The sequence below is a fragment of the Candidatus Kaistella beijingensis genome, from assembly GCF_020084865.1.
Classification (GTDB): domain Bacteria; phylum Bacteroidota; class Bacteroidia; order Flavobacteriales; family Weeksellaceae; genus Kaistella; species Kaistella beijingensis.
Map to the genome: position 1 here is coordinate 2,473,368 of NZ_CP071953.1, position 23,847 is coordinate 2,497,214.

Below are 23,847 nucleotides of genomic sequence, written 5' to 3' on the forward strand. Positions count from 1 at the left end.
TTTCAGGATTTATATATTTTGTTAAAGCTTAATTCACCGACGAAGTCGAATTCACTGCGAAGCAAATTCACCATTCACTTTCTTGGTTCTTGGCTCTTTTTACTTGGCTCTTAAAAGAATTTCCCTCTTTGTCTCATGTTCGGATTATGCGCATGTTTCTGCATTGAAGGCATTTTCAGTTGGTCTTTCAACATTTTAATTTGGTCGGTCATCATTCCTGCGGTGTCGAGTCTTTTTGCTTCTTCCAATAATTTTTGCGCTTCCTGTCTTCTGCCTTTTTGTAAAGCTCCTGCTGCGATATTCAAAGTCGCCATTGCACGGTCATGTTTCATGTTTAAACCGTAATCCAAAGCTTTTTTCATTAAAGGCTCAACTTTTTGAGGGTGGTCTTGAGCTAAAGTCAAACCTTGCAAATAATGAAAATATCCGTATTGAGATTTGTGAAGTTGCGATTGAAAATTGGTGACGTTATTTAACCAACGAGTGGCTTTCTCCATGTTTTGCTTTCTCAAAAACCAAAAAGCCAAAAGGATATTCTCGTTCTTAAAAAACAGGAAAATTGGAACGGCGGAAAGAATCACCAAAAGAATTCCGTAACCTACATTTCTGTTAAACATTAAGTAAATTCCTGCAGCAATCATAATAGCTGCGATAACGAATTTTATGTATTTGTTCATTGTTAAAATTTAGATGTGCAAAGGTAATAATTTGGGATGGAAGATGGAAGCGGGAAGTCGGAAGATTTCAACGCACCGCCGAAAGCAGCACGAATTTTAATTGGCTCTTGCCTCTTTTTACTTGGCTCTTTGAAATGTTTGAAAACAAAAGTCAAAATTATTTTTCTCGTCTTTTTCGTGGCAAACTTCATCCGTTTTTGTCCAATTTTTTGGGTCGATTTTTGGGAAGAAAGTATCGGCTTCAATGTTGGTTTTAATTTCGGTGACTTCCAATTTATCGGCTATATCCATGGTTTGTTCGAAAATATTTCCACCACCGATGATGAAGATGTCTTCGTCAATTTTCTGACCGAACTTAATCGCTTCTTTAATGCTTCCTACGATGAGGATTCCCTCTTCGAACCAATCCTTTTTTCTGGAAATCACGATATTGGTGCGGTTTGGAAGCGGTTTTCCGATGCTTTCATACGTTTTTCTGCCCATGATGATTGGATGACCGGAAGTAATTTCTTTAAAATGTTTCAAATCCTTCGGAAGATGCCATGGTAACTGATTATCAACGCCAATTTCACGATTCAGTCCCATTGCGACCACTAATGTTATCATTTTTTAGAAATTTTTACAAATTTAGCACATAATTTGTATATTTGGGTATCGAATTTTAAACATTAAAAATTTAAACTATGAGAAATAGAGGTTGTATGAGCGCCGGAACCATCGGTATTGCTCTTCTCGTAATTGCAGCAATTTTATTCTTTTGGGGTAAGAACGGATATAACAATTTCGTGTCTAAAGAACAGAATGTAAACACAAAATGGTCTAACGTGGAAACCGTTTACCAAAAACGTGCGAACCTAATTCCTAACTTGGAAAGAACCGTAAAATCTTACTCTAAATTTGAGCAGGAAACTCTAACTAAAGTAATTGAAGCAAGATCAAAAGCGACTTCAATCACTGTAGATCCTACCAACATGACGGAAGCTGATTTGGCAAAATTCCAGGCTGCACAAGGTGAATTGAGTGGAGCGTTAAGCAGATTGATGGCAGTAGTTGAACAATATCCAAATTTGAAAGCTGACCAACAATACATCAACTTCCAAAGAGAATATACCGCTATTGAAAACAGCATCCGAAGCGAAACCGTTTATTACAACGAGGCAGCACAGGATTACAACACTTCGATAAAAACCTTCCCAAATAATATTTTGGCGAATTTTACCAACTTTAAAGAAAAACCTTATTTCAAAGCGGAAGCAGGAGCGCAGAAAGCACCTGAGGTTTTCACAAATTAATGAATACTTTCCTCACAGATACTGAAATGGCTTCCCTCGTGGAAGCCATTCAAACAGCAGAAGATTGCTCCACCGGAGAAATCAGAATCCACATTGACTCCAACACAGAAGGAAACAATGCGGAAATGGCTTTCGAAGTGTTCAGAACACTTTGCAAGGACAAAACTGCTGCTCAAAATGGCGTGCTTTTTCACGTGAATTTTGAGAGAAAGTATCTCACGATTATCGGGGACGAAGGTATTCACAAAAAAGTTCATCAAAGTTTTTGGGACAGACTTCACGACAAAACCACCGCAGATTTTGCGAATGGAAAGTTTTATGAAGGTTTAAAAAATGCAGTGCTTGAAACAGGTGCCGAACTGAAAAAATACTTCCCAATCACGGGGGAAAATCCAAATGAACTGCCGAATGAGATTACATTCTCTTAAATACTTTTTTGCCTTTTTATTTCTGGGCTTAAACCTTTTTGTTTTTGCCCAAAAAATTCCTGCAAAACCGGCAATTCTTTATCCAGTTTATGATCAGGCAAATCTTCTGAATCAAACGGAAGAAGATGTGCTCAACAAAAAATTGATAGCTTTTGCAGATTCTACTTCTACGGAAATTTCAGTCATCATTATTCCTACAACCGGCGGTGAAGATGTTAATTATCTCGCCACGATGTACGGTGAAAAATGGGGAATTGGTGAAAAGACGCAAGACAATGGAATCGTTTTCTTAATTGCGACCGAAGATCATACCATGTCCATTCAACAGGGAAGAGGAGTTGAACAATATTTAACGGCTTCAGTTGCGGGGCAAATTCTAGATTATATTGTAACGCCAAATTTTAAACAAGGACTTTGGTACGACGGAATTAATCGTGGTACAACTGCTTTAATGGAGGCTGTTCAGGGGAAATTCAAACCTATTGTCAAAGACACTTCTTCGGATGAAGGTTTGAGTATATTTCAACTTCTGCTGATTGCCTTTTTCATCTTTTTGATTTTAAGTTTCCTATTCAGAAATCGAGGCGGAGGTGGCGGAAATTACAACGATGATGATGAAGACGTTATTCTTTCCCGACGCGGAAGAAGAACTTATCCGGGCGGATTTTTCCCATTCCCGGGAAGTTTCGGCGGTGGAGGATTTGGCGGCGGTTCCGGAGGAGGATTCGGAGGCGGTGGATTCGGCGGATTCGGCGGCGGCGGAAGTTTTGGCGGAGGAGGAGCTTCTGGAGGATGGTAGTTTTTTGCAAGGGACAAATAGTAATTTGTCAGTATGAAAACCATATTTACCAAGAAAATTTATCCTTCTTTAATATTTATGAAATCACAAAAAATTTAAAATCAGCCAACGAATTGGCTGGTTTTTTTATTAAAATATCCCACAAAAATCTTGCGGGACATTTCAATTAAATATTAAAAAAGTAGTTTATTTGATAGACACGCTTCCGCCGCTGCTTTCTTTCTGACTTAAGACATTCAAATTCCCTTTTCTTGAAATATCAATGCTTCCCGAAGAACTTGCCGACGCTTTTAATGAATTGGAAACCGCCAAACTTACATCACCACTGCTTGAAGCGGAAATATCTGCATTTTCTGCGATTACGTTTTGAGCATCCAATGTTCCTGAAGACGATGCGGAAAGATTAGCGTTTTTAGCTTTTCCAGAAATGTTGATGTCGCCGGAAGAAGTCACATCAGATTCCAAATTGACGGCCCAAATTTTCCCGGAATAAGTCCCTGAACTTGAAACGTCGATGGACAAATCATTCGCTTCGAAATCACCTTTAATCGTTCCCGAACTCGAAACTTCAATATCGGTTTTGCCTTGTGTGAATTTGTCTTTAACGATTATGGTTGCGGAAGAACTTGCTTTAATCGCAGAAAAATCTTTGGCAAAAATTTTAGCCGAAACATTTCGGGAAGAAATATTGATTCCCGGCTTAAAATGAATGTACAATTTACCACCTAAATTTTCAACCAAGATATCTTCCAAAATATCGGATGGCGCAGAAATCACCACTTTTTCTTCAGATGCTTTCACTACTTCCGCGTCAATGGATTGCGCGACTTTGATTTCATCAAAATTCATTTTGAATTCTTTATCGGTAATCGGACCTTTTCCTTCTTTTGGTGTGGTGAAGAACGAGATTGCGCCATCTGATTTGATGTTGCAGGAAAAAATAGTCATTGCGGAAACTGCGAGTAGAGCGAGTGTTTTCATGGAATGGGATTTTATTTTGCTTAAATTTAATACCTTTACCCTAAATAACAATTTAAAAATGAAAAATATTACATCCGTTTTATTAATTTCTTCTTTGGCGGCCATTTCCGCATGTTCTACGATGAATAATACTACCACAACTCCAACCGAAACTCCCGCAGTTGACGCATTTTTGGCTTCGAATCCGTTTATGAAAAAAAGTACGCTTCAATATCAAGCGCCAGAATTCGACAAAATTAAAGATGAACATTTCAAACCTGCTTTCGATTATGGTTTGAAAAAGCAATTAGCGGAAATCAATCAAATTGCAAACAGCAAATCTGTAGCGACATTTGAAAATACCGTTCTCGCCATTGAAAATAGTGGTGAGGTTTTGAAAAGAGCCCAACTTGTGTTCTTTAACTTAACAGGTTCGAATACAAATCCGACTTTACAGAAATTGGAGGAAGAATATGCGCCACAATTCGCGGCTCAATCCGATAAAATTTATTTGAATGAAAATCTTTATCAACGATTAAAAGCAATCGATATTTCTAAATTGAAAGGTGAAGAAAAACGATTGACCGAATATTATTTGCAGAATTTTGAAATCGCAGGAGCGAATCTTTCTGCTTCTGATAAGGAAAAAGTTAAAAAAATCAATGAGGAATTGGCGACACTTTCTACCCAGTTTTCCAATAAACTTTTGGATGCGAGAAAAAATGGAGCGGTTCTGATTTCTGATGTAAAGGAATTGGACGGACTTTCTGCAGATGAAATCGCGGCAGCTGCTGCTGATGCTAAGAAAGCAGGTCAAGATGGAAAATATTTGTTGGCCTTATTAAATACCACTCAACAACCGCTTCTTCAAAACTTAAAAAACCGTGCGACCAGGGAAAAACTCTTTAAGGCATCTTGGTACAGAGCAGAAAAAGGAAATGCAGACGACACAAGAAACATTTTGGAAAGACAAGCGAAATTGAGAATGGAAAAAGCGCATTTGCAAGGAAAAAAATCTTTTGCTGAATGGAAACTTCAAGACCAAATGGCGAAAAATCCCGAAAACGCAATGAATCTTTTGGCACAACTCGCAAAACCTGCCGTGGAAACTGCAACCCGTGAAAAAGCGGAAATTCAACAATTAATCGACAAGCAAAAAGGTGGATTTACCGTTGAACCATGGGATTGGAATTTCTATGCAGAACAGGTTCGAAAGGAAAAATATGACTTGGACGAAAATCAAATCAAGCCGTATTTTGAAGTGACGACCGTGTTGGAAAAAGGGGTTTTCTATGCTGCGGAAAAATTTTACGGAATCACTTTTAAAGAAAGAAAAGATTTGCCGGTGTATCATCCAGATGTGGTGACTTATGAAGTTTTCGACAGAGACGGAAAATCTTTGGCAATTTATTATCTTGATTTCTACACCCGAAACAACAAAAATGGTGGCGCTTGGATGAGCAACTTTGTGGAGCAATCGCATCTTTTGGGTCAAAAACCGGTGATCGTGAATGTTTTCAATTATCAAAAACCTGCGGAAGGAAAACCGTCTTTGATTTCTTATGACGATGTTTCCACCATGTTCCACGAATTTGGACATACTTTGCATGGACTTTTTGCTGATCAAAAGTACATTTCCATTTCGGGAACGAATACGCCGAGAGATTTTGTGGAATTCCCTTCGCAAATCAACGAATTCTTTGCTTTAGAACCGGAAATCTTGAAAAACTACGCAATTCACTATCAAACCAAACAACCGATGCCACAAGCTTTGGTGGATAAAATCAAAAAGGCGGGAACTTTCAACCAAGGTTATTCCACCACGGAACTTGTTTCCGCAGCAACTTTGGATATGAATTGGCATTCGGTAACAGATGAATCTCAATTGAAACCGACTCTGGAATTCGAGAAAAACGTGTTGAATAAATATGGATTTACTTTGAATGCTGTTCCACCACGTTATCACACTCCTTATTTTGCACATATTTGGGGCGGTGGTTATTCTGCGGGTTATTACGCCTACATGTGGAGCGACATGTTAAACGCGGACGCATGGGATTGGATTTCCAAAAACGGTGGAATGACTAGAGCAAACGGTGACCGTTTCCGAAAATATATTTTGTCGGTTGGAAATTCGGTGGATTTGAATCAGGCATTTAAAGATTTTACGGGCAGAACACCGAGTATTAATCCGTTGTTGAAGAATAAGGGGTTTATAAAGTAATTGTGGGTGAGTTAGAGGGTTTGAAAGTGGGAGAGTTTGAGAGTGGGTTCGTTGGTGAGTGATTGACTAACTAGTCCGAATGATTTTCTCACTGAAAAACCAATTCGGCTCCTTCGAATAAGAATAAGATAATTTGTCAAACTTCGCCAAAGTTCCAAACTTTGGCGAATTTTATTTTTTACTGTAAACGCAATTCCGCTCCATTTTTGAGTTGTAATTTTTTTATTCATTTAGTTTTTTGTGAAGCCACGAAGTGGCGAAAGCATCGGCAAAGGGTGAAGCCCTTTGAGAATGGTACAAAAACATTTAACGGAGCCACGAAGTGGCGACATCAATTCTTGAAATTGTAAGTTTTGGTTAAAACCGGTTTAAACGGTGTTTGAACCGTTCCTATTGACATTCTGTTGCAATTTATAAATTATTCTAATTAAGCAACTTCGAGACAATTGGGAACTTTGGCGAAGTTTTTTCCCTTCAAAAGAAAGTCCGCCTTTTTTTGTAGCCCGGATTGAAACGTAAATCCCGCAGTATGCGTTGGACAAAGCTATGGAACGAGGAATTGCAGTGGAAAGCCGGTACGAACTTTTGGAGAAGCGAAAATCTTGTTGCTCCTAAAAATTTTGTAGTTTTGTCAGATTCAAATTTTTAAAAAAACCTCATGCCGAAAATTTCTCAACGCGCGCAAAATATGCCTGCCTCACCTGTAAGAAAATTGGTTCCTTATGCGATTCAGGCGAAACAAAAAGGGATAAAAGTATATCATCTGAATATTGGGCAACCCGATATTGAAACGCCGCAAACTGCTTTGGATGCAGTGAAAGAAAATCATTTGAAGATCTATGAATACGCGCTTTCTGAAGGGAATTTGGAGTATCGGCAAGCGTTGCAGGATTATTACCACCGATTAGGATTTACAGATTTAACGACCAAGGATTTTATCGTGACCAATGGTGGTTCCGAAGCGTTGAATTTTGCGATTTCCACGTTGTGTGATGATGGCGATGAAGTGATCATTCCGGAGCCGTACTATGCGAATTACAATGGTTTTACCAATACGTTTAATGTGAAAGTTGTTGCGGTTCCATCGACGATTGATACGGGATTCGCATTGCCGTCCATTGAAGAATTTGAGAAAAAAATTACCGATAAAACTCGTGCAATTATTATTTGTAATCCTGGTAATCCCACCGGTTATCTTTATACGAGAGAGGAGTTGGAGAAACTTTCGCAGATCGCGTTGAAGCATGATATCGTGATTATTTCCGATGAGGTTTACCGCGAATATGTGTATGACGGAAAACAGCAACATTCAATGCTTGAGTTTAAGGAGTTGAAAGACCATTGTATCATTATCGATTCAGAATCAAAGCGTTACTCCATGTGTGGAGCGAGAATTGGTTTTATGGTGACCCGCTCGAAAAAAATTCACGATGCGGCGATGCTTTTTGCACAGGCAAGGCTGAGTCCGGTTCTTTTGGGACAGATTGCTGCAACTGCCGCTCATCACAACGATACAGAATATATTTTAAAAGTTCGGGAAGAATATACAAAGCGAAGAAATCTTTTGGTGGATTTGCTGAACGGAATTCCCGGTGTGATTTGTCCGAAACCTAAAGGAGCATTTTATTGTGGTGTTGAATTGCCGATTGATGATTCCGACAAGTTTGCGCAGTGGCTTTTGGAAAGTTATTCGCACAACAACGAGACGATAATGGTTGCTCCGATGACGGGATTTTACAGCAATCCGGAATTGGGGAAAAAGCAGGTGAGAATTGCGTATGTGTTGAAGGAGGAAGATTTGCGGCGAAGCGTGGAGTTGCTGAATGATGCGCTGCAAAAGTATAAGATTGAGTTTGGTTTGTAATTAAATTTCGAAGATTTTTCTTTGCACCAAAAATAGTATCAATTTGCCACGAATGCACGAATAATTAGTGAATTCGTGGCATTTTTACTACTTATAAAATTATTAAATTTGCGACTTATTACAATTTGATGACCATCCAAGAAAACTTTTCTTTAAAAAATCACAATACATTCGGAGTTGATGTTTCCGCAAAATATTTTGCAGAAGTTCATTCTGTAGGAGAACTAATTGAAGTTTTAAAACAAAACCCAACTCACGCACTCACCAACACACCCACTCAACAACTCTTTTTAGGTGGTGGAAGCAATATCCTTTTCACAAAAAATTTCGATGGTTTGGTCATTCAATTGGACTTGAAAGGGGTTTCCGAACAAATCATAAATGAAAACGAAGTTTTGGTTACCGCAAAATCGGGTGAAAATTGGCACGAGTTCGTTCAGTTTTGTTTGAATAAAAATTATGGTGGATTAGAGAATTTGTCTTTAATTCCAGGAAATGTGGGAACTTCGCCGATGCAGAATATCGGTGCGTATGGAACGGAGATTAAAGATGTTTTCGTTTCGTGCAAAGTGTTGAACTTGGAAACTCTGGAAATCGAAGAATTTGATAATGAAAAATGCAGATTTGGTTATCGGGATTCTATTTTCAAGCAGGAAGGAAAAGGAAAGTATGTGATTTTGGAGGTGACTTTCAAACTGACCACAAAAAATCATTTAATTAAAACAGAATACGGCGCGATTAAAGGTGAACTTGAAAAAATGAGCGTTGACAATCCCACCATTCAAGATGTTTCAAAAGCCGTGATACATATTCGTCAAAGCAAATTGCCCGACCCGAAAGTGATAGGAAACGCGGGAAGCTTTTTTAAAAATCCAACCATTTCTAAGGAACGGTTTCAGGAAGTTCAAATAAAATATCCTGAAATTCCTCATTATCCAAGTGGAGATTTGGTGAAAGTTCCTGCAGGTTGGCTCATTGAACAATGCGGCTGGAAAGGAAAACAAATTGGAAATGTGGCCTGTCACAATTTACAGGCACTCGTTATTGTTAACGCCACAGGAAACGCTTCCGGAAGAGAAATTTTTGATTTTTCGTCATTAATAATTGATTCAGTGAAAGAGAAATTCGGAATTGAGCTTGAAAGGGAAGTGAATATTATTTAATGCTTTCGGCATCTGCAATCAGCTTTCGGCGGTTTGCAACTATCATTTATCAACTATCATTTATCATTTATCACTCATGAAAATAGCTGTTCTCGGTGCAGGAAAAATGGGCATTTCATTTTCAAAATCTTTTTTGAAATACGAACTCATCAAACCTGAAAACCTACATCTAATTACAAGAAAGAAAGAAAAAATTCAAAAAATATCGGAGGAATTTCCGGGTTCAAAAGTTTCTGTTTTTGATGAAATTTCGGATATTGATGCAGATTTGATCATCATTGCCGTGAAACCTCAAGATTTTCAGTTCGTGGCGGAAAATCTTTCTTTTAGATTTAAGGAAAATCAGATGATGCTTTCGATCATGGCAGGAATTAAAATTGAGAAAATTCAACAATTACTCCACCATAAAAAAGTAGTTCGTTCCATGCCAAATTCTCCGACTCTTCTCGGGATGGGAATTACAGGTTATACTGCCGCAGATGGAATTTCTTTCAACGATTTGATGAATATCGATAAATTGCTGAATTCTACAGGACGCTCCGTTTATCTGGAAGACGAAAACCTTTTGGATGGCGTAACCGCACTTTCCGGAAGCGGACCGGCTTACTTTTATTATATCGTGGATGCGATGATTAAGGCGGGAACGGAAATGGGAATCGATGAAAATCTTTCGAAACTGTTTGTGAAACAGACGATGTTGGGAGCGTATCATCTCATCAATAATTCAGAGAAAAATTTGGAAGAATTAATTAAAGATGTAGCTTCAAAAGGCGGAACAACGGAAGCGGCACTGAAAACTTTCGACGAAAACGAACTGAAAATCACATTAAAAAAAGGAATTTTAGCGGCGGAAAACCGTTCGAGGGAATTGAGTAAATGAGATATTTTCTCACTTACAAACCCGAACTTACTTCCAATAAAAGGCTCACCAATATTTTGTAAAAATTTCTAAATAATTAATTTATAAATATTTGTCTATGTGAAAATTTCTTCGTTATTTTGCAACCTCAAACATTATAGTAGTAATAAAGAACATCGAGATATGTCAAGAATTTGCCAAATAACAGGAAAGCGTGCGATGGTAGGAAACAATGTTTCTCACGCTAATAACAAGACGAAGCGTCGTTTTGAAATTAACTTATTGGAGAAGAAATTTTACCTTCCGGAGCAAGAAAAATCTGTAACTTTAAAAGTTTCTGCACACGGATTGAGAATCATCAATAGAATTGGGATTGAGGAAGCATTAGAGAGAGCAACTAGAAACGGATTTATTAAATAAGAAATCATGGCAAAAAAAGGTAACAGAGTTCAGGTAATTTTGGAGTGCACAGAGCACAAAGAAACTGGTGTAGCAGGAATGTCAAGATACATCACTACAAAAAATAAAAAGAACACCACAGAAAGATTGGAATTGAAAAAATACAATCCTGTTCTTAAAAAATACACCGTTCACAAAGAAATCAAGTAATTTTTTAAAAAAATAAAAAATGGCAAAGAAAGTAGTAGCAACGCTTCAAGGTGGTGCAGGTTCTAAAAAAATGACCAAAGTAATCAAAATGGTAAAATCGCCAAAAAGCGGTGCTTACGTTTTTGAAGAAAAAGTAATGAACGCAGACGAAGTTGACAATTTCTTGAAAAAGTAATCGCAACGCTCGAGTAAATATAAAACTATCCTTTTGGGTAGTTTTTTTTTTGGAAAGAATTTAGCACGTGTGATTGTGATGTATTTTACACGTATTAAGAATTGATTATCTTTGAATAAAATTGTGAGTGATGGACACAAAACTAACTTAAATTATTGACCACCATGTAAAAGAAGATGCCAAAAAATACGCCAAAGAAATGGGAAGCAGCCTTTCTAAATTGGTGGAAAATTATTTGAAACTCTTGACGGCAAAAAGAAAAGAAACTGAAAATGAAATTCCGTTAAGTCCGTTCATAGAATCGATGAGAAAAAAAGCAGTAAAAGTTCCTGCAGATTTTGATTATAAGAAAGAATTGGAAGATGCAATCTGGGAAAAACATAGGAAAGGATATGAAAAGAATTTTGATTGATTCTGACGTAATCCTCGATTTTGTCTTTGAGAGGGAACCATTTGTAGAATATTCTGCAAAAATTCTAAATCTTTGCTATTTGGAAAAAGTTTCTGGGTTTATTACGCCAATTATCTTTAGCAATATTAATGACATGATTCAGAAGGAAAAATCCAGAAAAGATTTGAAAAGTATTTTGAGTGATCTGATTCAAATAACAGATGTGGTGAATTTTAGTAAGAATTCGATAAGAGAAGCTTTAAATTCAGACTTTAACGATTTCGAAGACGCCCTCCAAAATTTTTCTGCAGAACAAAATAAAATCGATATTATTGTGACAAGAAATATTAAAGATTACAAACACAGCAATGTTCCCGTAATGGACCCCGAAAATTTTCTAAAAACTTTTAACAGCATATAAAAATGAGTTGGTATAAAAATATATTTAAAAAAGAGGAAAAAGAGACTTTAGACAAAGGTTTGGAAAAATCCAACCAAGGTTTTTTCGAAAAAATGACGAAAGCAGTGGTCGGAAAATCAAAAGTTGATGATGAGGTTTTGGATGATTTGGAAGAAGTCCTCATCGCTTCAGATGTGGGTGCTTCAACTACGATTAAGATTATCGAAAGAATCGAAAACCGCGTCGCAAAAGATAAATTTGTTGGAACCGATGAACTCGATAAAATCCTTCGTGAAGAAATTTCAGGACTTTTATTGGAAAATCCACACGCAGGAACAGGAAATATCGATGAGAGCAAAAAACCTTACGTCATCATGGTTGTAGGGGTGAATGGAGTTGGGAAAACCACTACTATTGGAAAACTCGCTCATCAATTTAAATTTGAAGGAAAATCAGTTGTTCTCGGTGCTGCAGATACTTTTCGAGCAGCTGCAGTTGACCAATTGGTGATTTGGAGTCAGAGAGTCGGAGTTCCGATTGTAAAACAAAATATGGGAAGCGATCCTGCTTCAGTCGCTTTCGATACCGTTCAAAGTGCGGTTGCCAATAATGCAGATGTGGTTATCATCGACACTGCGGGAAGATTGCACAATAAAATAAATTTAATGAACGAGCTTACTAAAATTAAAAGAGTGATGCAGAAAGTAATTCCTGATGCTCCACACGAAATTTTATTGGTTCTCGATGGAAGTACAGGTCAAAATGCTTTTGAACAGGCGAAACAGTTTACCGCAGCAACAGAAGTAAATGCTTTAGCGGTGACTAAATTAGATGGAACAGCGAAAGGCGGAGTAGTGATTGGGATTTCTGACCAGTTTCAGATTCCGGTAAAATATATAGGAGTGGGAGAGAAGATGACGGATCTCCAACTCTTCAACGGAACCGAGTTTGTGGATTCCTTCTTTAAAAGGAGATAAGCTTGTTGAAAACGTAGTGATATAAGTTTTAGCTGAAAAGAAAATTAATTTTATTTGCGGTGATATCAATTTTTGGTCTTAATTTTGATAAAACTATAAAGGAAAATAATTTCATTAAATATTAACATTAAAATTTTAAAACTATGGGAATTTTAACTTGGATCATTTTTGGTCTTATTGCAGGTGCAATCGCTAAGTTCATTATGCCTGGAAATCAGGGAATGGGTTGGCTATTAACAATTATTCTTGGTATTGTGGGAGCTTATGTTGGAGCTTTTATCGGTCAACTTCTTGGCTTGGGTGACGTTACAGGATTCAACATCGGAAGTATGTTTCTTGCTGTTGCAGGTGCATTAATAGTCCTCTGGATTTACGGAATGGCGACGAAGCGAGGATAATCTTTTTACAAAAAAAATTAAAAATCCCGGTTTGATTTTTCAAACCGGGGTTTTTTATGGGGAAATTAGTCGAATTTGATTTGATAAGGCATTTCCATCATTACGCCTCCCTGAAGTTTTGGATTGGTGATTTGTTCAAAAACTTTGTAGTTTTCTTTTCCTATTTTGTTTTTAATAAGACGTGCAGAAAGTTCGTCTTCTTCCATGTTTTTAAAGAATTGCTCGAAAGGACTTACTTTTTTCGGGTAAGCCGCAACGTTGTACTCTTTCATTTTTGCTTTTTGGGCTGCGTAATTAATAGCATCGTTTAAACTTCCCAATTCGTCAACAAGTCCGAGTTGTTTTGCGCGGGTTCCGCTCCAAACTCTTCCGCCGCCGATTTCGTCAATTTGTTCGAAAGATTTTTTACGGTTTTGTGTCACGAAATAAACGAATCTTTTGTAAGTCTGTTCCACACTTCTCGTCATCATCGAAATTCCACCAGAAGTAACTCCGTTGATTGGGGAATACATGTTGGAATTGGCATTTGTTGTTACGGCATGTGAACTTAGACCATTTTTATTTGCAATTTCTTTAAAGTTGGGAATCATACCGAAAACTCCGATCGATCCGGTTAAAGTATTGGGTTCGGAGTAAATTTTATCAGCACCCATTGCGATGTAATAACCTCCGGAAGCGGCGTAGTCGCCGAAGGAAACAATCAAAGGTTTTTTCTTTTTCAGTTGTTGAAGCTCGAAAAGGATTTCATCCGAAGCATTTGCACTTCCGCCCGGAGAATTAATTCGGAAAACGACCGCTTTTACTTTATCGTTTTCAGTTAGTTTTTTAATTTCTTTCACAAAGTTTTCGGAATAAACAGCATCATAACCTTCACCATTGTAAATTGCTCCTGATGCGTATAAAACCGCAACCTGGTTGTCTTTTTTAACATTGTCTTCGCTGTAAGAACTGATGTATTTGATGAAAGAAATTTTGTTGAGCTTATCCTTTTCTTTAAGATTAAGTTTTGTTCTTATTAGATTGTCATATTCGGTTTTTTGAATCAGTTGATCGGCTAATTTGTGTTGCAAACTTAAATCTGGGATCATTCCATAAAGACTGTCAACAACAGTTCTAAACTGTGCAGTATCGATTTTTCTTGAAGCAGCCATTTTTTCTGAAGTTCCTGACCATAAATCTTTAAGCATGGTTGAAATCTGCTCCTTGTTTTCAGGCGACATGTCATCTCTTAAGAAAGGCTCCACTGCAGATTTATACTTTCCGTGACGGATGATCTGCATTCCGATCCCGTATTTGTTGATAAAGTTTTTCATGTAGAGAATCTCTGTGGATAGACCTTTCAATTCAATTCCACCTGCAGGATTCAGGAAATATTTATCGGCAACAGACCCTAGATAATAAGCAGGTTGAGAAACGTTATTTCCATACGCATACACAAATTTACCGCTCTTTTTGAAATCTTGTAAAGCAGCGCGAATATCGTCCAATTGTGTCATTCCGGCTCTCAAACCATCTGTTTCAATACTAATTCCTTTAATTTTATCATCTGATTTTGCTTTCTTAATAGCTTCAATCATATCGAAAATCAGAACGTTTTTTTCTTTTTCTGCGTTGAATGAAAACATTTCCGGGCTGTCTTCGGAAGGACTGTCGATAATATTAGTATTAAAGTCTAAAGTGAGTACAGAATTATTCTTAACGTGAGCTTTTTCGCTGCCACTTAAAGCGCTGGCTGCAATCATCATCAACAATGCCAAAATGCCAATTGCGATCACAATCATAATTGCGACTATATTTGCAATAACATTTTTAAAAAAACTTTTCATAAATTTTATAATTTGGGGATATGTCGCAACATTTGGTCACTTTGTTACTTGGCAGTAATTTGGGAGATAGAGAAAAAAATATTGAAACTGCATTAAAACGGATAGAAAGCAGCGTTGGTGAAATTATAGAAAAAACTGAAATTTTGTACACAGCGCCCGTAGAATTTGTCAGTAATAATATTTTTTGTAATATTGCATTACTTTTAAAAACACAATTTTCGCCTATACATATTTTGAATTCTATAAAGAAAATCGAGTATGATATGGGGAGAACAAAAGATACATTGATTTCAAATTCATATTCAGACAGGAGTATCGATATAGATATTGTTCTGTTTGGAGGCGTGCATTTTGTCTCAGAAAGGCTACAAATACCGCATTTTAAGCATTTGTATAATCGAGAATTTTCTAGAAAGTTGTTAGATCAACTAACAAAACATTAAAAACAATAATATGAAATTAAATTTATTATTAACACTGGCTTTGCCGATTGTATTCTATGCCCAAAGCAACACATCTGCTGGGAATACGAGCGATTATCCAAATGCCTACTCTAGTGGTTCTGCAAATGTGCATCCTTTTAACAATTCTTCAAGGATGTTTCGTGACTGGTCGGTTTCTGTTGGAGGTGGTGGAGCATTTCTACAATCTGCAGATGTTAATTCTTTCTACGACGGCAAAGTTAATTTTGGATGGAATGGATATGTAAGCTTGGACAAGCAGATTTCCCATACTTTCGGAATGAGCCTACAGTACATGATGGGTAAAACCAATCAAAAAGCGATGTTACCCGGAGCTCTAGGAGTTGCGGCAGGTGTTGCAACTGCGTGGACAAAATTCCACCAAGTTTCTATTTTGGGGGATGTTAATTTTTCAAACTTACTTCGAAGAGTAGACAATCACTCACCTTACAGATGGGCGCTACATGGTTATGGTGGTGTTGGTTTTGTAGGGTATAATACGCTATTGCTGGATAACGATATGTCTAGATGGAATAATTCCCCTAGAAGGATTCCCATTGAAATTGACCAGAAGTTAGGTCTTGATACCTTTTTCTACCAAGTAGGAACAGGGGTTAAGTACAATGCATCTAAACTGATCGACGTAGAGTTACGAGCGATGTATTACATCACTGGAGATGACTCTTTCGACGGCGGTGGTTGGACACCGGTAGCTATACCTCCGTATAATGCTATTACAGCAGGACGTTCTGATAACTATTTTACAGTTAATTTAGGTCTTACCTTTAAATTAGGAAAACATGATACGCATTTGTCATGGTATGACCCATTGCAAGATGTTTACGGAAGAACAAATGCCTTGGAGAGTACACCAAATGAATTTGTAGTATGTGAAAAAGGCGATAACGATAATGATGGCGTTTGTGACGATTGGGATAGACAACTTGATACTCCTGCAGGTGCAAGAGTTGACGGTGCAGGTGTTGCTTTGGATATGGACTTGGACGGTGTTATCGATCTTTACGATAAATGCGTCACAGTTCCAGGACCAGTTGAAAATAATGGTTGCCCAACAACAAGCTCACCGGTGGTAACGCAAAACTCAACGTCAGCAATTGATGAAGTAAATAAGTTTTTTGAGGGAATTGAATTTGAACTTAATAGTGATAAAATCAGAACGAAATCTTTTGATAAACTAAATCAAGCGGCTGAAGTCATCAAATCTTTAGATGCAAACAGCAAATTTTTGGTCATTGGTGCAACTGATACCAGAGGCTCTGCCGATCTAAACCAAAAATTATCACAAAGAAGAGCCGATGCGGTAGTTAATTACTTAGTTGGCAAAGGAGTTAACTCATCTGTATTGACCGCGGAAGGAAGAGGCAAAACTGACCTTAAGTATCCTGAATGCGATCCTGCTACAAAATGTCCTGAATGGAAAAACGAGGCAAACAGAAGAGTATATTTCGCTCAAAAATAATAACATCATTTTTAAACTTAAAAACAAAAATTTTATGAAACTAAATTTAACAAGCGTTGCATTGGCTCTAGTTTTACCTACAGCTGTTTTTGCACAAGATTCTGTTGCGGTTTCAACTGGAAATTATCCAAATGCATATACTTCTGGTTCTGCAAACGTATCTCCTTTTACACAAGCTTCGAAGAGATTTAACGATTGGGCAATCTCTGCAGGAGCAGGTATTCCGTTGATGCAGTCATCAGATTTAACTTCAATCAAGGGATTTGGAGCAGGTAAGAATTTATACGGGTGGTCTGCTTATTTAAGCGTTGATAAAGCTATTACTCATGCTTTCGGATTAAAATTGCAGTATGATAAAGGTGAATCAAGACAAGGGTTTGTAAATACAAAAGATCATGTTGCATCTCCAACAGGTGATGGGGCAAGAACTCAATATGATGCAATCTCATTATTAGGAGATATCAATTTTTCTAACCTTTTGAGAAGAGTAGATAATCACTCTCCATTTAGATGGGCTCTTCACGGTTATGCCGGAGTAGGTTCATTATCATATAGGGCATATAGACAAGATGCAGGTGCAGCTTATAATCAGCAACTAATTACAGAAGTAAAACCATTTAAATTGGGAAGTCTTTTCGCACAAGCTGGTGCCGGTCTGAAGTATAGAGCTACAAAATCTATTGACTTAGAAGGAAGAATGATGTACATTGTTACAGGAGATGAAGATTTTGATGGTGCAGGTGGAAGGTCTTACAATGGAATCGTCAACGACAACCCATCGGATAACTTAATCAACGTTACCTTGGGAGCTACCTTAAATTTAGGAAAACACGAATCACACCTTTTCTGGCATGACCCGCTACAGGAAATCTATTACAAGTTAGATGTCTTGGCTGACAAAAACCAGGATGTTGAAGTTTGTAAAAAAGGAGATGCTGATAACGACGGCGTTTGTGATGATTGGGATAGACAACTTGATACTCCAGCAGGTGCAAGAGTTGATGGTGCAGGTGTAGCTCTAGATACAGACTTAGATGGCGTAATCGATCTTTATGATAAATGTACTACCGTTCCAGGACCAGTTGAAAATAACGGTTGTCCTACAACTTCTTCTTCAACAGTTTCTGATAACACAAGAACTTTGGAAGGAATTGAGTTTGACTTGAATTCAGACAAAATTCTTCCATCAAATACTCCTATCTTAAATAACGCTGTAAATTATATTAACTCTTCAAGTGGTTCTTACAACGTAATTGGCGCAACAGATACAAGAGCTTCTGACGCTTATAACCAAAAATTGTCCGAAAGAAGAGCAAACAATGTAAAAAGTTATTTAATCCAGAATGGTGTAGAAGCAGGTAAATTAAACGCAATTGGTAGAGGTGAAAAAGACCTTAAATATCCAGAGTGTGAACCAGCTACAAAATGTCCTGAATGGAAAAACAGAGCAAACAGAAGAGTTTACTTTGAAGCAAAATAATTTTTAAAAATTATTGATAAATAAAAGTCACGCACTGCGTGGCTTTTTTTGTTTGGTGGATTTAGATTCAGTAATTTTACGAAATGATTTCCCAGCAAGATTTTCAAAAGCTGAAGTTCGACACCCTAAAGCATTTTTGGGGATACGACTCTTTCCGTGATTCACAAGAGGAAATCATCAACTCAATTATTTCGGGAAAAGATGCTTTGGCTCTGCTTCCGACTGGTGGCGGAAAGTCTTTGTGTTACCAACTTCCAGCCCTCATTTTAACAGGAACTTGTTTAGTGATTTCTCCTCTTTTGGCTTTAATGAAAGATCAGGTTTATCAACTCAAAAATAATGGAATTGAAGCAGAATATCTCTCTTCCGAACTGGATAACTTTGATGCAGAAGTTATTTTTAACCGCTGCAAAGACGGACTTACAAAGCTTCTATACATCTCTCCGGAAAGATTAAAGAACCGGATCTTTCTTCAGAATTTGGAAGAAATTCAAATTTCTTTTATTGCGGTGGATGAGGCACATTGTATTTCTGAATGGGGACAAGATTTTAGACCGAGTTATCAAAATATTAAAAACTTTAGAGCAAATTTTCAACATATCCCATGTTTGGCTTTAACGGCAACCGCTACTCTGAAAGTTCTCAACGAAATTCAATCAAAACTCAACCTAAGAAATCCTGAAATTTTTAAGCAAAGTTTCCGCAGAACAAACATTCATATTGTTGCTGACCAGATTTCTGATAAATATGAAAGGGTACTGAATTTGATGAAATACAACCGAAACTCTGGAATTATTTATGTACGGACAAGAAAAGAGTCCGAAGAATTGGTTCAATTTCTGCACCGAAATAAAATTGAAAATGTAGATTTTTTTCATGCAGGATTACCCGTAAAGGAAAAAAATCTGAAACAAAAACATTGGATTGAAAACGATAATCAGGTATTGGTTTCAACAAATGCTTTCGGAATGGGAATCGATAAGGACAATGTTCGTCTTGTCGTACATTTTTCTCCGTCACAGTCCATAGAAAACTATTACCAGGAAATTGGGAGGGCAGGAAGAGACGGTGGCGAATCTTACACTTTTCTTCTTTGGAATAAACAGGAACTTGAAAATTTGGATCGAATTCTTAATAATCAAATTCCGTCAAAAACGGAGTTTAAAAATATAGTTTCATATCTGTATTCTACCTTTCAGATTGCGGAAAACGATTTGCCGGAAGATGTTTTTCAACTCCATATCCAAAAAATTCAGAATTTCACAAAAACTTCTTTGGCGAAAATCAGGAATGTGCTGACCTTTCTTCATAATCAGGAAATTATTTTTTTCAACAGTAATAAGTCGCTTTCATCATTGGAATTAAAAATTTCTCCGGAAGAGTTGGATTTGCTTTCCAAAAAAGATTCTTATTTTGTTGAAACTTTATTTCGGAACTTTCCAGGACTTACTTCTCACAAGATCATGTTCAGCGAGCAGACCTTAAGCAATAAAATCAATGTGGATCAACATGTGATCAAGGAGCGAATTAAAGAATTGCAGCAGAATAATTATTTGGAATATATTGATGGAGCACTTTCCAGCGTAAAGTTTCTGAAACATCGGGACGAGCGTTCAATTAATGGGAAATATTGGAGTCTTTTTGAACAGATTCAAAAAAATAAATTACGAAAGTGGGAAGAAATGAAGTTTTTCGTAGAAAATTCAGAGTTCTGCAAAATGAAGTTGATCCTTTCCTATTTCGGTGAAAAGAAGGTGAAAAGCTGCGGTAAATGCTCGGTTTGTGAGAAACAGAAAGAGAGCGTTTTTGGAAGAGATATCTCCGAAGAAATTCTTCAGGTTTTACGAAACAAACCTTCAAATGTTGAGGAAATATCCATCCGACTAAATTATTATGAGAAGGAAAATATCCTCGAAAACCTTATTTATCTTTTAGATGAAGGAAAAGTGAAAATGCTTAATTTCAGAACCTATACTGTTGCATGAGTAATGAGCTATAAGCAACAAACAGTAAATTATCAATCATCAATTATAATTAATGAAGTCATTAAAAGTTGTGTTTTTCGGGACACCAGAATTTGCTAAAACCTCGCTAGAAGCTATTCATCAATCACAACATCAAATTGTTGGTGTGGTAACCGTTGCAGATAAAGCAAGCGGTCGCGGACAGAGAATTCATGAATCCCCAGTAAAAACTTTTGCCGTAAAAAATAATCTTACCGTTTTTCAACCCGAAAAATTGAGAAATCCAGAGTTTTTGGATCAAGTCAAAAGTTTAAATGCAGACGTTTTTGTCGTAGTCGCTTTCCGGATGATGCCAAAAGTCTTATTTGAGATGCCAGAATTTGGAACTTTCAATCTTCATGCCTCATTACTTCCAGACTATCGTGGTGCGGCTCCGATTAACTATGCGGTAATTAATGGCGAGACTAAAACTGGTGCAACAACATTCTTCATCAATGAAAAAATCGACGAGGGAAATATTCTACTTCAGGAAGAAATTGAAATTTTACCAGATGAAAACGCGGGAGAACTTCACGACCGACTGATGCAAATGGGTGCGAAACTCGTGGTGAAAACTTTAGACGGACTTGCTGAAAACGCTATTCGGGAAAAACCGCAACCAATGGTTGAACATCCTAAAAATGCCTTTAAAATTTTTAAAAACGACACTAAAATCAACTGGAATCGTAATTCAGAAACCATTCACAATTTTATTCGCGGAATGTCGCCATATCCTTGTGCATTCACCATTTTAACAATAGGGAACGAGAAAAAATCGCTGAAAATCTACAGTGGGAAATTCGAGATTTCAAATCCTCAAAAATCACCGGGAACTTTAGAAATCGATAAAAATCATTTCAAAATTTTTACAAAAGATGGCTTTTACGAGCCGCAAGAACTGCAATTGGAAGGAAAAAAGAGAATGAATGTAAAAGATTTTTTAAATGGCTTTCGCAATTTTGATAATATTTCGATGGCCGAAAATTAATTTCGGTTCTTTATCAGAATCCATCCTTGATAAGAAACTGGAAGATTGGAGTCAGGCTCAGTCCAATTTAAAAGGTACCAGTACGTTCCGGTTGGTAAAATTCTGCCATTAAGCTTTCCATCCCAAATATAGTGGTCAGAAGCTTTAAAAACCTTGTTACCAAATCGGTCAAAAATCTCCATTTTCACATCTTTCTTCATTTTTAGGTCGGAGTAATTCAGAACATCATTGATTCCGTCGCCGTTTGGAGTAATGGTGTTGATCAGGTTTAAGATTAAGAACTGTTTCTGTCCATATCCACAATTTTCGGAATCTTTAACATAAGCGGTATGAACTCCACGCGGAACATTAAAAAAAACATTGGAAGTTTGAAAATTGGTGCCATCAATTGAATATTCGTACTGGTAAGGAGCGTTTCCACCAGTTGCGAAAATAGTGACTGTATTTCCCACCACATCTACATGAGTGATCACCGGAATTTCAGCGGCGGTTACTTTTACCGTTTGCCGATAGACACACTGATCGAAGAATAAGTCCACAAAATATTCGCCAATTCCAGCGGTGATCGTCTGCGAAGTAGTTCCGTCGCTCCATAGATAGTGATCAAATCCTGATCCTGCATCCAACACAACAGTTGAATTACCGCAAATCTTTTTATCCTGCAGAACGGTAGACTTTTTTGGAGATTTGATGTTGACAGTTAATGAGGCAACATTTGGGCAGTCCGTTGCGTTTTCCAAGCGAATACCAAAAGTTTTTGTATCATTTAAATTTTGATTAGGATTAATTGAAGTTCCTGCGATTGCTGCTTTTGCTTCATTCAACGAATTATAGAAAATCACATTCACTGTAGGATCAGTAGTGAACTGACTGTTATAATTGGAAAGATTTACACTTACGCCCTGAAAGTTGTCGTTACAAATACCGGGTGTTGAGTATGTGTTTTTGATTAAATTTACCTTGTTGCCAATGGTTAAAGTGATTTCACCGATAACAGGAGTGCAATTATAAATACTTTCTATTCGAACATAGAGTTTTGTATTCGCTGTTAAAAGCCAACCATTCACCAATGGGGTTCCTGTGCCATTTTGAGCCTGTGTTTTATCCAAATAATATTTTGGGATAAATGTCGTGTTATAATTAGAGATGATCTGCGGATTCAGCTCATCAAAATTGATCGGCACACTTCCGGAAAGTGTTTTGTCACAAACAGAAAAAGTTCCGAGCGGGGCGATTGCTTTTTCGCCGATTTCTATAATCACTGAACCTCTTAAAATACAACCCGACAAATTAATCTCGACTTCATATTTACCAGCGGAAGCAGGAATACCCGGAACCGAAAGCGTAGGGTTGGTTTGCCCAATTAATTCAACACCATCTTTAAACCATTTATAAGAGGAGGCTCCTGCTGTGGTGGCGTCAATAATTTTATCGCTGCTTCCTTCGCACAGGGGATTATTGGTCGAAATTAATAAATCTGGTCCCAAATCTTTTTTTCCAACAAAACTTCCTGCTTTTAAAAAAACGGCGGAATCATATTGAGTGTTCGCATTGGAGCCGTGATCTGCGATTACCAATTTGATGTGATACTTTTTGCCAGGAATGATATTGTCTTTCTTGGCGGTAAGGACTTTGGTTTGGCCATCGAAAGTTGTTGGCGAAAGATTTCGTGGTAATGAAGGTGGAATATTGTATCTCCCAAAATACTCCTCGTTTCGTGGTTGACAAAAAGTATTATCTCTAACCGACGTGGACGAAACCGGATCAAGATTCCCTGTTTTTAAATTCAAAACAGTGGCAATGTTTTCATAATTGCTTGAACCCACTTCTTTGATTAGAAATGCAAATGCGTCGGAATAGTTACAGCCACTTGTTCCGTGATATTCTTCAGAAAGAAACATGTAGTCAAAGCTTATTCCAGTAATGTTGTTTGCCACAAAATCAAACTCTAAAGAAGTTGCATTCATGAATTTTCCGGAAATACCCAGGATCGAAAGATCTGGATCGCCTACCCAATCGCTTCCAGCGCCGTCGCTTACAATTGTAGTGTTATTTGGGCCGGCTGCGTTTGCTGCAGCACCTGTACTTAAAATGATTCCTTTCTCAATATCAAAAGGTAGAGTTCCTTTCTCAAAATATCCATAACTAAAAGGGTAGTTCCCATAATCCTGCCATCCGTTAACTGAAATGTTGGATACCGAAATACAGCTCGCATTTTGTGGCCCAATGAAAACGTCTTTCACTAATTCATCAGCGGTTTTAGAACTTACCGTAATGTACTGCTGCGCTTTCCCAAGATTTAGAGAAATGAAAAAAATCAGCGAGAAAAGATTTTTAAGAAAGCTATTTTTGACCATGTGAAATTTGCGGGCTACAAATTTACTTTAAAAAGC

24 protein-coding genes are annotated in these 23,847 nt (G+C 37.4%); 19 read left to right on the forward strand and 5 right to left on the reverse strand.

Annotation, left to right across the window (positions count from 1 at the left end; translation table 11 throughout):
• Positions 1–110: 110 nt before the first annotated feature.
• Both J4771_RS11485 and J4771_RS11490 read right to left on the reverse strand, forming a co-directional pair.
• A complete protein-coding gene (locus tag J4771_RS11485) occupies positions 111–677 on the reverse strand; it encodes a DUF2892 domain-containing protein (RefSeq protein ID WP_224135137.1) in 567 nt (188 codons plus the stop codon).
• 117 nt (positions 678–794) lie between these two features.
• The gene (locus J4771_RS11490) at positions 795–1,283 is read right to left on the reverse strand and encodes a dihydrofolate reductase (protein WP_224135138.1); all 489 of its coding nucleotides are present in this window, start codon (positions 1,281–1,283) and stop codon (positions 795–797) included.
• 77 nt (positions 1,284–1,360) lie between these two features.
• Between J4771_RS11490 and J4771_RS11495 the strand changes: the two genes are divergently transcribed.
• From J4771_RS11495 to J4771_RS11505, 3 genes are read left to right on the forward strand one after another with little or no spacing between them, the layout of a single operon-like run.
• Entirely contained in the window at positions 1,361–1,969 is a 609-nt protein-coding gene (locus J4771_RS11495) for a LemA family protein (protein ID WP_224135139.1), read from the forward strand.
• Positions 1,969–2,397, forward strand: coding sequence for a TPM domain-containing protein (locus J4771_RS11500; RefSeq protein ID WP_224135140.1), 429 nt, complete (start codon positions 1,969–1,971; stop codon positions 2,395–2,397). Before J4771_RS11495 ends, J4771_RS11500 begins: the two co-directional genes overlap by 1 nt.
• Entirely contained in the window at positions 2,378–3,196 is an 819-nt protein-coding gene (locus tag J4771_RS11505) for a TPM domain-containing protein (protein WP_224135141.1), read from the forward strand. Before J4771_RS11500 ends, J4771_RS11505 begins: the two co-directional genes overlap by 20 nt.
• Before the next feature lie 186 nt (positions 3,197–3,382).
• Here J4771_RS11505 and J4771_RS11510 read toward each other — a convergent pair whose 3' ends face one another.
• A complete protein-coding gene (locus tag J4771_RS11510; RefSeq protein WP_224135142.1) occupies positions 3,383–4,177 on the reverse strand; it encodes a head GIN domain-containing protein in 795 nt (264 codons plus the stop codon).
• A 58-nt stretch (positions 4,178–4,235) separates the two neighbouring features.
• Between J4771_RS11510 and J4771_RS11515 the strand changes: the two genes are divergently transcribed.
• The 11 genes from J4771_RS11515 (at position 4,236) to J4771_RS11565 (ending at position 13,216) form a co-directional block, all read left to right on the forward strand.
• Positions 4,236–6,380, forward strand: coding sequence for a M3 family metallopeptidase (locus J4771_RS11515; protein ID WP_224135143.1), 2,145 nt, complete (start codon positions 4,236–4,238; stop codon positions 6,378–6,380).
• Between the two features lie 658 nt (positions 6,381–7,038).
• A complete protein-coding gene (locus tag J4771_RS11520; protein WP_224135144.1) occupies positions 7,039–8,244 on the forward strand; it encodes a pyridoxal phosphate-dependent aminotransferase in 1,206 nt (401 codons plus the stop codon).
• Between the two features lie 128 nt (positions 8,245–8,372).
• Entirely contained in the window at positions 8,373–9,407 is a 1,035-nt protein-coding gene (murB, locus tag J4771_RS11525; RefSeq protein WP_224135145.1) for a UDP-N-acetylmuramate dehydrogenase, read from the forward strand.
• A 76-nt stretch (positions 9,408–9,483) separates the two neighbouring features.
• Positions 9,484–10,287: a pyrroline-5-carboxylate reductase gene (gene proC, locus J4771_RS11530; protein ID WP_224135146.1), complete on the forward strand. Its 804-nt coding sequence runs from the start codon at positions 9,484–9,486 to the stop codon at positions 10,285–10,287.
• Between the two features lie 162 nt (positions 10,288–10,449).
• Positions 10,450–10,686, forward strand: coding sequence for a 50S ribosomal protein L28 (gene rpmB / locus J4771_RS11535; RefSeq protein WP_048499659.1), 237 nt, complete (start codon positions 10,450–10,452; stop codon positions 10,684–10,686).
• A gap of 6 nt (positions 10,687–10,692) precedes the next feature.
• Positions 10,693–10,875, forward strand: a complete 183-nt coding sequence (rpmG, locus tag J4771_RS11540; protein ID WP_039341297.1) for a 50S ribosomal protein L33 — start codon at positions 10,693–10,695, stop codon at positions 10,873–10,875.
• Between the two features lie 19 nt (positions 10,876–10,894).
• Entirely contained in the window at positions 10,895–11,050 is a 156-nt protein-coding gene (locus tag J4771_RS11545; RefSeq protein ID WP_224135147.1) for a DUF4295 domain-containing protein, read from the forward strand.
• A 199-nt stretch (positions 11,051–11,249) separates the two neighbouring features.
• Complete coding sequence (locus J4771_RS11550) at positions 11,250–11,462, forward strand: DUF6364 family protein (RefSeq protein ID WP_262900172.1); 213 nt, start codon at positions 11,250–11,252, stop codon at positions 11,460–11,462.
• A complete protein-coding gene (locus tag J4771_RS11555; protein WP_224135148.1) occupies positions 11,443–11,862 on the forward strand; it encodes a type II toxin-antitoxin system VapC family toxin in 420 nt (139 codons plus the stop codon). Before J4771_RS11550 ends, J4771_RS11555 begins: the two co-directional genes overlap by 20 nt.
• A gap of 2 nt (positions 11,863–11,864) precedes the next feature.
• Complete coding sequence (gene ftsY / locus J4771_RS11560) at positions 11,865–12,818, forward strand: signal recognition particle-docking protein FtsY (RefSeq protein ID WP_224135149.1); 954 nt, start codon at positions 11,865–11,867, stop codon at positions 12,816–12,818.
• A 143-nt stretch (positions 12,819–12,961) separates the two neighbouring features.
• Positions 12,962–13,216 carry a GlsB/YeaQ/YmgE family stress response membrane protein gene (locus J4771_RS11565; protein ID WP_224135150.1) on the forward strand — a complete coding sequence of 85 codons (255 nt, stop codon included), beginning with the start codon at positions 12,962–12,964 and terminating at the stop codon, positions 13,214–13,216.
• A 65-nt stretch (positions 13,217–13,281) separates the two neighbouring features.
• Here J4771_RS11565 and sppA read toward each other — a convergent pair whose 3' ends face one another.
• Positions 13,282–15,042, reverse strand: a complete 1,761-nt coding sequence (sppA, locus tag J4771_RS11570) for a signal peptide peptidase SppA (protein WP_224135151.1) — start codon at positions 15,040–15,042, stop codon at positions 13,282–13,284.
• Between the two features lie 20 nt (positions 15,043–15,062).
• Between sppA and folK the strand changes: the two genes are divergently transcribed.
• From folK to fmt, 5 genes are all read left to right on the forward strand, one after another.
• Positions 15,063–15,485 carry a 2-amino-4-hydroxy-6-hydroxymethyldihydropteridine diphosphokinase gene (gene folK / locus J4771_RS11575; RefSeq protein ID WP_224135152.1) on the forward strand — a complete coding sequence of 141 codons (423 nt, stop codon included), beginning with the start codon at positions 15,063–15,065 and terminating at the stop codon, positions 15,483–15,485.
• A 10-nt stretch (positions 15,486–15,495) separates the two neighbouring features.
• Entirely contained in the window at positions 15,496–16,983 is a 1,488-nt protein-coding gene (locus tag J4771_RS11580) for an OmpA family protein (RefSeq protein WP_224135153.1), read from the forward strand.
• Between the two features lie 34 nt (positions 16,984–17,017).
• The gene (locus tag J4771_RS11585; RefSeq protein WP_224135154.1) at positions 17,018–18,463 is read left to right on the forward strand and encodes an OmpA family protein; all 1,446 of its coding nucleotides are present in this window, start codon (positions 17,018–17,020) and stop codon (positions 18,461–18,463) included.
• An 83-nt stretch (positions 18,464–18,546) separates the two neighbouring features.
• Entirely contained in the window at positions 18,547–20,448 is a 1,902-nt protein-coding gene (locus J4771_RS11590) for a RecQ family ATP-dependent DNA helicase (RefSeq protein ID WP_224135155.1), read from the forward strand.
• Positions 20,449–20,500: 52 nt separating this feature from the next.
• Positions 20,501–21,454, forward strand: a complete 954-nt coding sequence (gene fmt, locus J4771_RS11595) for a methionyl-tRNA formyltransferase (protein ID WP_224135156.1) — start codon at positions 20,501–20,503, stop codon at positions 21,452–21,454.
• Here fmt and J4771_RS11600 read toward each other — a convergent pair.
• Complete coding sequence (locus J4771_RS11600; RefSeq protein ID WP_224135157.1) at positions 21,451–23,811, reverse strand: choice-of-anchor L domain-containing protein; 2,361 nt, start codon at positions 23,809–23,811, stop codon at positions 21,451–21,453. The genes fmt and J4771_RS11600 overlap by 4 nt on opposite strands.
• Positions 23,812–23,847: the final 36 nt, after the last annotated feature.

What these genes read in the sequence shown, in the direction of transcription:
- J4771_RS11485 (WP_224135137.1), bottom strand. Translation starts at nt 677, where the DNA reads ATGAACAAATACATAAAATTCGTTATCGCAGCTATTATGATTGCTGCA.
- J4771_RS11490 (WP_224135138.1), bottom strand. Translation starts at nt 1,283, where the DNA reads ATGATAACATTAGTGGTCGCAATGGGACTGAATCGTGAAATTGGCGTT.
- J4771_RS11495 (WP_224135139.1), top strand. Translation starts at nt 1,361, where the DNA reads ATGAGAAATAGAGGTTGTATGAGCGCCGGAACCATCGGTATTGCTCTT.
- J4771_RS11500 (WP_224135140.1), top strand. Translation starts at nt 1,969, where the DNA reads ATGAATACTTTCCTCACAGATACTGAAATGGCTTCCCTCGTGGAAGCC.
- J4771_RS11505 (WP_224135141.1), top strand. Translation starts at nt 2,378, where the DNA reads ATGAGATTACATTCTCTTAAATACTTTTTTGCCTTTTTATTTCTGGGC.
- J4771_RS11510 (WP_224135142.1), bottom strand. Translation starts at nt 4,177, where the DNA reads ATGAAAACACTCGCTCTACTCGCAGTTTCCGCAATGACTATTTTTTCC.
- J4771_RS11515 (WP_224135143.1), top strand. Translation starts at nt 4,236, where the DNA reads ATGAAAAATATTACATCCGTTTTATTAATTTCTTCTTTGGCGGCCATT.
- J4771_RS11520 (WP_224135144.1), top strand. Translation starts at nt 7,039, where the DNA reads ATGCCGAAAATTTCTCAACGCGCGCAAAATATGCCTGCCTCACCTGTA.
- murB (WP_224135145.1), top strand. Translation starts at nt 8,373, where the DNA reads ATGACCATCCAAGAAAACTTTTCTTTAAAAAATCACAATACATTCGGA.
- proC (WP_224135146.1), top strand. Translation starts at nt 9,484, where the DNA reads ATGAAAATAGCTGTTCTCGGTGCAGGAAAAATGGGCATTTCATTTTCA.
- rpmB (WP_048499659.1), top strand. Translation starts at nt 10,450, where the DNA reads ATGTCAAGAATTTGCCAAATAACAGGAAAGCGTGCGATGGTAGGAAAC.
- rpmG (WP_039341297.1), top strand. Translation starts at nt 10,693, where the DNA reads ATGGCAAAAAAAGGTAACAGAGTTCAGGTAATTTTGGAGTGCACAGAG.
- J4771_RS11545 (WP_224135147.1), top strand. Translation starts at nt 10,895, where the DNA reads ATGGCAAAGAAAGTAGTAGCAACGCTTCAAGGTGGTGCAGGTTCTAAA.
- J4771_RS11550 (WP_262900172.1), top strand. Translation starts at nt 11,250, where the DNA reads ATGGGAAGCAGCCTTTCTAAATTGGTGGAAAATTATTTGAAACTCTTG.
- J4771_RS11555 (WP_224135148.1), top strand. Translation starts at nt 11,443, where the DNA reads ATGAAAAGAATTTTGATTGATTCTGACGTAATCCTCGATTTTGTCTTT.
- ftsY (WP_224135149.1), top strand. Translation starts at nt 11,865, where the DNA reads ATGAGTTGGTATAAAAATATATTTAAAAAAGAGGAAAAAGAGACTTTA.
- J4771_RS11565 (WP_224135150.1), top strand. Translation starts at nt 12,962, where the DNA reads ATGGGAATTTTAACTTGGATCATTTTTGGTCTTATTGCAGGTGCAATC.
- sppA (WP_224135151.1), bottom strand. Translation starts at nt 15,042, where the DNA reads ATGAAAAGTTTTTTTAAAAATGTTATTGCAAATATAGTCGCAATTATG.
- folK (WP_224135152.1), top strand. Translation starts at nt 15,063, where the DNA reads ATGTCGCAACATTTGGTCACTTTGTTACTTGGCAGTAATTTGGGAGAT.
- J4771_RS11580 (WP_224135153.1), top strand. Translation starts at nt 15,496, where the DNA reads ATGAAATTAAATTTATTATTAACACTGGCTTTGCCGATTGTATTCTAT.
- J4771_RS11585 (WP_224135154.1), top strand. Translation starts at nt 17,018, where the DNA reads ATGAAACTAAATTTAACAAGCGTTGCATTGGCTCTAGTTTTACCTACA.
- J4771_RS11590 (WP_224135155.1), top strand. Translation starts at nt 18,547, where the DNA reads ATGATTTCCCAGCAAGATTTTCAAAAGCTGAAGTTCGACACCCTAAAG.
- fmt (WP_224135156.1), top strand. Translation starts at nt 20,501, where the DNA reads ATGAAGTCATTAAAAGTTGTGTTTTTCGGGACACCAGAATTTGCTAAA.
- J4771_RS11600 (WP_224135157.1), bottom strand. Translation starts at nt 23,811, where the DNA reads ATGGTCAAAAATAGCTTTCTTAAAAATCTTTTCTCGCTGATTTTTTTC.